Raw genomic sequence first — 10,060 nt, forward strand, 5'->3', positions numbered from 1 at the left:
GGGGGTGGCGGAGGAGGCGGCGTACGCGCTCGCGGCGGAGGAGCCCTCCCGGCTGGCCGCCCGCATCCGGCCCGCCTCCTGGTCCCTCGGGGACGCGGCGGGCTTCGCGGCCCGGCTGGCGGCCCTGGGGGTGGCGGAGGAGGCGGCGTACGCGCTCGCGGCGGAGGAGCCCTCCCGGCTGGCCGCCCGCGCCGGGGACGCCCCGGCCTGGGCGCGGTACACCGAGCGGGTCGTGGCCTCCCTGCCCGAGGACGCGGACGGGGCTGCGGGCTCCGGCACCGCGGACGCGGAGGCCGGCGGGGCCGCCGTGTTCCTGCCGGTGCTGGCGCCCTTCACCGCCCCTGCCTGGGCGGAGGCCGAGGCCCGCACCCGGGCCGTGCCCGGCACCGGCGACCGGGCCGTGTTCCGGGCCGCGTTCGAGGCGGCGCTGGGGGACCGGCTGGTCCGGCAGGCGGCCCGCACCCTGGTCCGCGAACTCCACCGGGCCCGCACCGCCGGACTGCTTGACGGGGCGACGCCCCGGGAGCGGTTCGCGTCGTTCACCGCCCGGCTCGGCACCCGGCAGGGGCTGGCGGAGCTCCTCGCCCGCCACCCGGTCCTGGCCCGGATGCTCGGGCAGACCTGCGCGCACGCCGCCGCGGCCGCCGCCGAGCTGATGGACCGCTTCGCCGCCGACCGGCCGCGGATCGTCGCCGGACTGCTCGGCGGTGCCGACCCGGGCGCCCTGGCGCGGGTGGACCTCGGGCGCGGCGACGCCCACCAGCAGGGCCGCTCCGTCGCCCTGCTGCACTTCGCGGGCGGCGCGTCCGTCGTCTACAAGCCGCGCCCGCTCGCCCAGCACGTGCTGCTGGACCTGGCGGTGGAGTGGGCCAACGGCAAGGTGCCCGGGCTCGGCCTGCGCACGGCCCGCTCCGTGCGCGGCGCCGGCTACGGCTGGCTGGAGTTCATCGGGCACCGCTGGTGCACGACCCCCACCGAGTTCGACCGCTTCTACCGCCGCCAGGGCGCCCTCCTCGCGCTCCTGTACGCGGTCGACGGCGCGGACATGCACTACGAGAACGTCGTCGCCTGCGGTGACCAGCCGGTGCTGGTGGACGCCGAGACCCTGCTCCACTCCGGCCTGCCGGAGGCCGTCACCGTCGGCGGCGACCCGGCCGCCGACGCGCTGGCCGCCTCGGTGAACCGCACCTGCCTGCTGCCCAGCCTGCTCATCGGCGATGACGGCGCCATGGACATCTCCGCCCTCGGCGGCGGGGACGGCGGCGCCTACCCCGGCGGCGGCCTGCACTGGGAGGCCGCCGGGACGGACGAGATGCGGCTGGCGCGGGGCCCCGTCGCCACCGCCGCCGGCCTGAACCGGCCCGCACCGCGGGGCCGTAGCGCCGGGCACGCGGTCCACCGGGCGGCGCTGCTGGAGGGGTTCCGCGCCGGGTACGACGCGGTCACCGAGCACCGGGCCGAACTCCTCGGCGGGCTGCTCGGCCGGTGGGTGGCCGGCCCGGGGCGGCTCATCGCCCGCTCGACCCGGCTCTACACCACCCTGCTGGACGAGTCGACCCACCCGGACGTGCTGGCCGACGCCCTGGACCGCGACGCGGTGTTCGCCGTCCTGTGGACGGAGTCCGCACACGACCCGGCCCGCCGCAGGCTCGTCGAGGACGAGACCGCCGACCTGTGGTGCGGGGATATCCCCCTCTTCTTCCACCACCCCGCGCACACCTGGCTGGAGACCTCCCGGGGGACCCGGATCCAGCGGGTGCTGCCCGAGCCGAGTCTGCGCACCGTGCGGGAGAAGATCGAGGCGATGGGCGAGGTGGACCGCCACGACCAGGAGTGGATCATCTCGGCGACGCTCGCCGTCACCGCTGCCCGCCCCCACGGCGCCCCCGCCGGACGCGCGCCCGCCGGGCCCGCAGGGCCGCCCGCTCCGCCCGCGCCGCCGGAGCCGTCGCGGCTGCTCGCCGCCGCCTGCGGACTCGCCGACGAACTCGCCGGCCGCGCCGTGCACGGCGCGGGACGCGCCAACTGGCTCGGCCTGGAACAGGTCTCGGGGGACCACTGGGCTGTCCTGCCGATGGGCGGCGGCCTCGCCCAGGGATACCCGGGCGTCGCCCTGTTCCTCGCCCAGCTCGGCGCCCTCACCGGGGCCGAGCGGTACACCGCGCTGGCCCGGCAGGCCGTACGGCCGCTGCCCGCGCTGGTCTCCGTCCTCGCCCGCGACGCCGACCTGGCCGCCGCGGTCGGGCCGGGCGCCCTCGACGGGATCGGCGGCATCGCCTACGCCCTGGCCCGCCTCGCCCCGCTGCTCGGTGGCGGGCTCGCGGACTGCCTCCCCGACGCCCTCGACGCCCTGGAGCGCGCCGCCCTCGCCGACGGCGGGGACGGTGACGCGTCCGCCGGCCTGGCCGACGGCCTCGCCGGCGCCCTGGCCGCCGCCCACGCCGTCCGCCGCACCCCCGGCCTGCCGGGCGGGCGCCGGGCGGCCGCGACGGCCGACCGCATCGCCGACCGGCTGCTCGCGGAGGTCCGGAAGCGGCCGGAGGGGGCCGGGGCCGGGCCGGGGTTCGCCCGCGGCGACGCGGGGATCGGCTGGGCGCTGCTGCGCCACGCCGCCGCCGGCCCCGGCTCCGGATCCGGCGGCGACCCGTACGCCCGCGCGGGCCGCGCCCTGCTGCGCCCCGCGGTCGAGGAGGCGCTGCACCGCCCCGACGGCCTCGGCTGGTACGCGGGCCTCGCGGGCACCGTGCTGGCCGCCGCCGACGTGCCGGCCCCGCTCGGCGGGCCGCTGCTGCCCGACGGGGGATCCGACCGGTGCGCGGCCCTGCTCGGCGCCCCGTCCGAGTGCCCCGACCTGAGCCTGCGCCAGGGACTCCTCGGCCCGCTGGAGCTGCTCGGCCTGCTGGCCCGCCGCGGCCACGCCGGGGCGGCGGCGGCGCTCGGCCGCCGCGCCGGGGAGGCGCTGGCCCGGCTGGAGGACCACGGCCGGCGCTGCGGCACCCCCGACCACGTCCCCTCGCCCGGGTTCCTCACCGGCCTCTCCGGGATCGGGTACGCCCTGCTGCGGCTGGGCTTCCCGCAGGCCGTCCCCTCCGTCCTGCTGCTGGAGCCCGCCGTGCCCGCCGCAGCCGGCCGGGGGGCCGGCCGCCCGGCCCGCTGACCACCGCGCACCGCCGCACCACCCGTACCGCCCGCACCACCCGTACCGCCCGCACCACCCGTACCGCCCGCACCTCGCACGGACGGCACCCCCGAACGGCCCGCACCACCCCACCACCAGGCAACGGGAAAGGTACCCACCACCATGCAGAAGCCCCAGGCCCACGCCGAGTCCGCCGCCGCTGCCGAGGCGGCCGCCGACGCCGCCGCCGAGGCGCGCACCGAGGACCCGGCCGGCGGCATCACCCTGTCGGGGCGGAACAAGGCCTGCGCCCGGGCCCGGGCCCTGGCCGGCGCGGTGCTCACGAGCGGCATCGTGATCACGCTCAGCGCGATGGACACGAGCGTGTCCGGTCCCAACGCCACCTGGTGACCGGAGGCGGTCGCCAAGCGGCGGTTCCGCTCGTGAAACGGCCAACATTCGCCGCACATCGCGCCGTTGCCATCAACTAGATTGCGGTTTATGCGCTCCCGTTCGCGTTACCTCGTCGGTCGTGACCCGCAGCTGCGGGAGATCAAGGAGGCGTTGGCCGACGCGGGCGAAGGGCGCGGCGGCGTCGTCTTCCTGGTCGGCGAGGCCGGGATCGGCAAGTCCCGGCTCGCCGCCGAGGCCGTCGGCACCGCCTTCGGGATGGGCATGCGCACGCTCCGGGGCCGGAGCAGCACCACCGGCCCCACCGTCCCTTTCCGGCCACTCACCGAAGCGCTCATGTCCCTCTTCCGGGGCGGCCTCCCCCTGGACGACCTCTCCCTCGGCCCCTACCGGCCGGCGCTCGGCCGGATCATCCCGGACTGGGCGGACGAGGCCGCGAACACCACCGGTTCGATGGTCATCCTCGGCGAGGCGGTGCTGCGCCTCCTCATCGCCACCGGCCGCGAGCACGGACAGCTCCTGCTCCTGGAGGACCTGCACGACGCCGACCCCGAGACCCTCGCCGTCGTCGAGTACCTCGTCGACAACCTGGAGTACACCAACGTTGTCCTCCTGGCGACGATCCGCACGGAGCCCTGCGACGCCCTCGACATGGCCGGGGCCGCGCGCCGCCGCGGCACCGGGACCGTGCTCGAACTCGCCCCGCTCACCCGCTCCGAGGTCCGCGCCGTCATCGCCTCGCAGCTCGAAACCGACCCCGCCCTCGTCCCCGAGGCCGCGCTCGACCGGCTGTGGGACGACAGCGCCGGCAGCCCGTTCCTCGTCGAGGAGCTCCTCCAGGGGATGGTCGGCAGCGGCGCCCTCGTCCCCGGCGACGACGGCTGGCGGGTCGTCGGCGACCTGCGCAGCGACGTCTCCACCGCCCTCGCCCGCGGCATCCTGCGCCGCATCGACCGCCTCGGCCCGCAGGGCCTGACCCTGCTGTCCGCCGCCGCCGTGATCGGGCGGCGCTTCCCGCTGTCCGTGCTCCAGCGGATGACCGGCACCGACGACCGCGACCTGCTCAGCCACCTCCATGCGGGCGTCGCCGCCCAGCTCGTCGTCCCCGACGAGCCCGCCCCCGACTGGTACGCCTTCCGCCACTCGCTGACCGCCGAAGCGCTCCTCACCCAGCTGACGCCCGCCAACCGGGCGGCCATGTCGGGCCGCGCCGCCGACGCCGTCCAGGCCCTCCACCCCGACCTCGACGGCGACTGGTGCCCGCTCGTCGCGCAGCTCCGCTCGCAGGCCGGTGACGACGCCGAAGCCGGACGCCTGTTCACCGACGCCGGCCGGCGCGCCCTCGCGGCCGGCGCCATCGGCTCCGCCGTCACCCTCCTCGGCCGCGCCGAACGCCTCCTCGCCGGCACCGGGGACGCCGCCGCCCGCACCGACGCCCTGGAGGCCCTGCTGCCGGCACTCGCCGAAGCCGGCGACTTCGACCAGGCGTTCGGCTTCGCGGAGAACCTCCACACCCTCGGCGGCAGCGGCCTCGACACCCCGCGCCTCGCCGCCCTCCACACCCGCCTCGCCAAGGTCGCCCACACCGCGGGCCGCTGGGAGGACGGCAACAGACAGATAGCGCAGGCCAGATCCCTCCTGGCCCGCCAACCCGACGAGCGGACCTCCGCCTCCGTGGACGTCGCCGCCGCCTACCTCGCGCTCGACACCCCCGGCCCCGACCGCACCCAGCTCGCCGAGAAGCTCGCCGACTCCGCCCTCCGCGCCGCCGAGCGCCACAGCCTCGCCACCGTCGCCTGCCAGGCCCTGGAACTCCTCGCCACCCTCGCCCGCGAACGCGACTTCGACGAGGCCACCGCCCTCCTCGAATCGGCCCTCCACACCGCCGAACGGCACCGGCTGCCCCTCCAGCGCATGTACGCCCTCACCCGCATCGGCGGCAACACCTGGCTCACCGGCGGCGACACCGGCCCCCTCCTCGCCGCCCGAGCGGAGGCCCAGCGCCTCGGCTCCGCCACCATCGTCCACACCGTCGACGGCATCATGATCCTCGACGCGGTCCTGCGCGCCCGCTTCGCCGAGGCCGCGCAGGCCGCCGAGGAGTGCCTGGCCGTCGTACGGCGCCTGCGCCTCGCCCCCGCCACCCGGTACGTGCTGATGGCCCGCGCCGCGCTCGCCGCCCACCGCGGCGACCGCCCCGCCATGGAGCACGCCCTCGACGCCTTCGCCGAGTGGGACGGCGCCGGCTCCCAGGAGGAGCCCCTCACCCGCGGCCTCGCCCGCGCCTTCTGCGCGCTGATGGAGGAGGACCGGCCCGGCGCGGTGCGCGAACTGCGGGCCGCCGCAGCCCTGGAGGACTCCAACCCCACCACCTACTACCTCGCCGGCCGCTACGGCATAGGCCTGCTCCTCGACGTCCTCTCCGGCGCGGCCGGCCGGCCCGCGTACGAGGAGATCGCGGCCACCGCTCCCGGCCGCATGCGCTGGAACCGGCAGTTCGTCCTCCTCGCCGGCGCCGTCCTGCTGGGCCGAGAGGGCCGCCCGCAGGAGGCCGCCGACGCCGCCGCCGAGGCCGCCCGCACCGCCGAGCCGTACGCCACCGCCCTCCACCTCGGGCTCCGGCTCGTCGCCGACGCCGCCCACGAGGACGGCTGGGGCGAGCCGGTGCCCTGGCTGCGCCGCGCCGAGCAGCACTTCCACCAGGGCGGCGTCACGGCCGTCGCGGGCGCCTGCCGGGCCGGGCTGCGCCGCATGGGCGCCCCCGTCCACCAGCGGCGCACCGGCTCCGCCCGGATCCCGGAGGAGCTGCGCTCCCGGGGGGTCACCGTCCGCGAGTACGAGGTCTTCCAGCTCCTCGCGGAGCGCCTGGGCAACAAGGACATCGCGGACCGCCTCTACATCTCGCCCCGGACGGTGGAGAAGCACATCGCCGCCCTGGCCGCGAAGACGGGCCGGCCCACCCGGGCCGGCCTGTGCGAGCTGTCCGCCGCCCTGGCCGGCCCGGCCCGGCTCCCCGCCCGCCCCTGAGCACGGGCCGGACGCGGGGCCCGGACGCCGGGCCCCGTCGTCAGCGCATCGCGCGGACCGGCTTGGAGGCGAGGATCCCCGCCGCCGTCACCACCAGCACCACCGCCGTCAGGGCGAACATCGGGGCCGTGCCCGACGCGGCCAGCGCCCCGCACGCCACCAGCGACAGCGGCGCCACCGCGTACCCGATGACCATGTCGACGGCGATGACCCGGCTGAGGACCGAGCCGTGGATGTTGCGCTGGATCCAGCTCATCCCGAACACGCCCTGGAAGCCCATCCCGAAGCCCATCGCGAAGACCGCGGCCACGGCGCCCGGCGCCGAGTCCACCACCGCCAGCAGCCCGGTGCCGAGCGCCAGCCAGCCGGCCAGCGCCGCGATCAGCAGGCCGACCCGGGGCCGCCCGCCGGCCGCCCCGCCGGCCAGGGTGCCGAGCATCGCCCCGCCCGCGAGGGCCGCGTTCAGCAGCCCCAGGGTGGCCGAGCCGCCCTCCAGGTCCACCTTGGCGAGGGTGGCGAAGCCGACCGTGAACGGGCCCGCCTGGCAGAACGTCACCGCCGCGTCCACCACCAGGATCGTCCGGATCCGGGGATCCGCGAACGCGTACCGCAGGCCGGCCCGGATGCGCGCCCCGAGCGTGTCCCCGGCCGCCTCGGGCGCCGCCGGCCTGTCCTCCCCGTCCTTCACGTCCGCCGCGTCCATCGCGGCCCCCGCCGCTCCGTCCGCCCCGCCCGCCGGCTCCGGGCGCGGACGCGGGCGGACACCCGCCACGCACAGCGCGCACAGCGCGAAGCACACCCCGTCGACGAGGAAGGCCACCGAGGCGTCGCTGAAGGCGACCACCGTGCCGCCGACCGCCGGCCCGAGCACGGCGGCGACCTTCGTGCCGACGGCGAGCAGCGCGTTCGCCGGCGCCAGCAGCTCCGCGTCCACCACGGACGGCAGGATCGAGGCGCGGGCCGGCTGGAAGAACGCGTCCACCGCGCCGAACGCGGCGGCGGCGCAGCACAGCATCCACAGCGTCAGCGTCCCCGTCAGCCCCGCCGCGCCCACGCCCGCCATCAGCGCGGCCCGCGCCCAGCCGGAGAGCACCATCAGCGTCCGCGGGGACCACTTGTCGCTGAGGGAGCCCCCGACCAGGGTCAGCAGGGCCCGCGGCACCGCCTGGAAGGCGAGGACGGAGCCGAGGGCGAGCGTTGACCCGGTCAGCCCGAGGGTGATCCAGGAGAACGCGATGTAGCTGAAGCCGTCGCCGAGCAGGGACAGCGACTGCCCCAGCCACAGCAGGCGGAACGAGGGCAGCCGGGCCGGGGCGCGCAGCCGCGCCCCCGCGTCCGCCAGAGTGGAAGCCATGGTCGACCTTTCGCAGTGCGGGGGAGCGGGTCAGTAGCGGACGGGCAGGGCCGTCAGCGCGCGGTTGAGGAGGGACGGCTGCCAGGCGGGCGGCCGGTCGCCGGCGAGGGCCAGGCCGGGGTGCTCGCGTACGAGGACGTCGACGACCGCGACCGCGATCAGCCGGGCCAGCGCGGCCCCGATGCAGAAGTGCGCGCCGAAGCCGAAGCCGAGGTGCGAGGCGCTGCCGCGCAGGACGCTGAACCGGTCCGGGTCGGCGAAGCGCTCCGGGTCCCGGTTCGCGGCGGCCGTCACCAGGAACATCCGGTCGCCGGCCCGGACGCCCCGCCCGTCGAGGTCGAAGTCCCGGGCGGCGGTGCGGATCGACATCTTCGACGGGCCGTCCCAGCGCAGCCCCTCCTCCACCGCCATCGGCACCCGCGACGGGTCCTGCCGGACGGCCGCCAGCTCATCGGGGTGCTCCAGCAGGGCGAGGACCGTGTTCGCGATCAGGTTGCTCGTGGTCTCCCCGCCGGCGAACGCCATCTGGGTCAGCATCCCGACGAACTCCTCCTCGCTGACCGTGTCGCCGATCCGGCCGCCGGCCAGGACCTGGCTGATCAGGTCGTCCCGCGGATCGGCGCGGCGCTCGCGGACCAGGCCCGCGAGGTAGTCGTCGAGGCTGACCAGCGACCGCAGCGAGGTGCGGTACTCGCGCTCCTCCTGCGCGGCGCCCAGCACGAGGTCGCCGACGCGGGCGTTCCAGTACCAGAAGGACGGGCCGTGCGCCTGCGGGACGCCCAGCCAGCGGGCGAAGACCAGCGCGGGCAGCGGCCGGGCGACGTCGGCGAGGAGGTCGCCGGTGCTGCCGGGGACGGCCCGCCGGGCCAGCACGGCGCGGGTGGCGCGCTCCACGAACGTCCGGTAGCGGCCGATGGCGCGGGCCGCGAACTGCTCCTGGAACACCTGCCGCAGCCGCCGGTGCTGCGGCGGGTCGTTGAAGACCATCCAGCGCGACAGGATCGCGAAGGCCCGCGCGGCGTCCTCCCGGGCGCCCTCGGGGACCGCGTCCATCAGCGGCCCCACCCGCTCGGCGGAGACGGCCGGGTCGCGCAGGCAGTGCATCAGCGGGGCGTGCCCGGTGACGAGCCAGGCGCGGTGCATGGCGCTCCAGTACACCGGGTCGTGGTCGCGCAGGGCGTTCAGGTAGCCGTAGGGGCGGGCGTTGACGGCCGGGTCGAGGAGGTAGCGCTCGGTGAAGCGGCCGCCCGGCCGGGGAGCCGTCGGGGCGGGCGCGGCGGCCGGCCCCGCGGCGGGTGTCGTGGTGCCGGTGGTCATCGTCGTCATCGGCGGGCCTCCGTGCGGATCGTGGTCAGCAGCGCCGCCGTCCTGGCGGCCAGCGGCTCGGACATCAGGGACATGTGGTCGCCCTCGGCGACGTGCACGGTCAGGCCGCCGCGGGCCAGCGCCCGCCACCGGTCGACGTACTCGCGGCGGCCGATGTCCAGGCCGGGCATCGGCTCGTCCTCGGGCAGCGCGGCGGCGAGGCCGCTGAGCACGAGGTGGACGCGGCCGGGGTAGGGGCGCGGCTCGTAGCCGGCGAGCGCGGTGAGCAGCGAGTGCCACACCTCGACCGGGGCGTCCTGGGCGAGGCCTGCCTCCGTGGGGCTCATCCCCGCGCCCAGCAGGGCGGCCGTCAGTTCGGCGGCGGCCCGGTCGCGCTCCGCGGACGGCGGGAGCGCGCGCAGCCGGTCGCGCAGCCGCAGCGCCTCCCGCAGGTCGCCGCCGACCTTCGCGAGCCGGCGGCGGGCGCCGGGGTTCGGCAGGTACGGCTCGATGAGCACCAGCGGGTCGACGGCGTGCCCGGTGGCGTGCAGCTGTGTGGCCGTCTCCAGGGCCAGGTTGGCCCCCATGGACCAGCCGAGCAGGTGGTACGGGCCGCTCCCGCCGGAGGCGGCCAGCTCGGCCGCGTACCCGGCGGCGATGCCGCCCACCGTGGTGGGGTCGACCCCGCCGAGCAGGCCGCGCGCCTGGAACGCCATCACCGGGGAGCCCGCCGGCAGGGCCCGGGCCAGCGGCACGTACCAGGCGGCGCTGCCGCCCGTGGGGTGGACGCACCACAGGGGGGTGCCGGAGCCTTCGCGCAGCCGAACCGCCGAGGAGGCCGGGTG

General features: G+C 77.6%; 6 protein-coding genes. 3 read left to right on the forward strand and 3 right to left on the reverse strand.

The window, feature by feature from the left end; genetic code table 11:
* The 3 genes from EF903_RS21275 to EF903_RS35910 all read left to right on the forward strand — a co-directional run.
* Positions 1-3,157: type 2 lanthipeptide synthetase LanM family protein (locus EF903_RS21275; RefSeq protein ID WP_125545514.1), on the forward strand; the 3,157-nt coding region annotated here is incomplete at its 5' end.
* 144 nt (positions 3,158-3,301) lie between these two features.
* Positions 3,302-3,529: a hypothetical protein gene (locus EF903_RS21280; RefSeq protein ID WP_125545516.1), complete on the forward strand. Its 228-nt coding sequence runs from the start codon at positions 3,302-3,304 to the stop codon at positions 3,527-3,529.
* Positions 3,530-3,619: 90 nt separating this feature from the next.
* Positions 3,620-6,556 (forward strand): LuxR family transcriptional regulator, encoded by a 2,937-nt coding sequence (locus EF903_RS35910; RefSeq protein WP_125545518.1) that lies wholly within the window; start codon positions 3,620-3,622, stop codon positions 6,554-6,556.
* 40 nt (positions 6,557-6,596) lie between these two features.
* Here EF903_RS35910 and EF903_RS21290 read toward each other — a convergent pair whose 3' ends face one another.
* The 3 genes from EF903_RS21290 to EF903_RS21300 form a co-directional block, all read right to left on the reverse strand.
* Positions 6,597-7,910: an MFS transporter gene (locus EF903_RS21290; protein ID WP_125545520.1), complete on the reverse strand. Its 1,314-nt coding sequence runs from the start codon at positions 7,908-7,910 to the stop codon at positions 6,597-6,599.
* A 30-nt stretch (positions 7,911-7,940) separates the two neighbouring features.
* Positions 7,941-9,236, reverse strand: a complete 1,296-nt coding sequence (locus tag EF903_RS21295; RefSeq protein WP_260615716.1) for a cytochrome P450 — start codon at positions 9,234-9,236, stop codon at positions 7,941-7,943.
* Positions 9,233-10,060, reverse strand: an 828-nt coding sequence (locus EF903_RS21300) for an alpha/beta fold hydrolase (protein WP_125545522.1), incomplete at its 5' end; no start/stop codon positions are given. The genes EF903_RS21295 and EF903_RS21300, both read right to left, overlap by 4 nt.

Source organism: Streptomyces sp. WAC05292 (assembly GCF_003949955.1).
In the GTDB taxonomy this organism is placed as follows: domain Bacteria; phylum Actinomycetota; class Actinomycetes; order Streptomycetales; family Streptomycetaceae; genus Streptomyces; species Streptomyces globosus.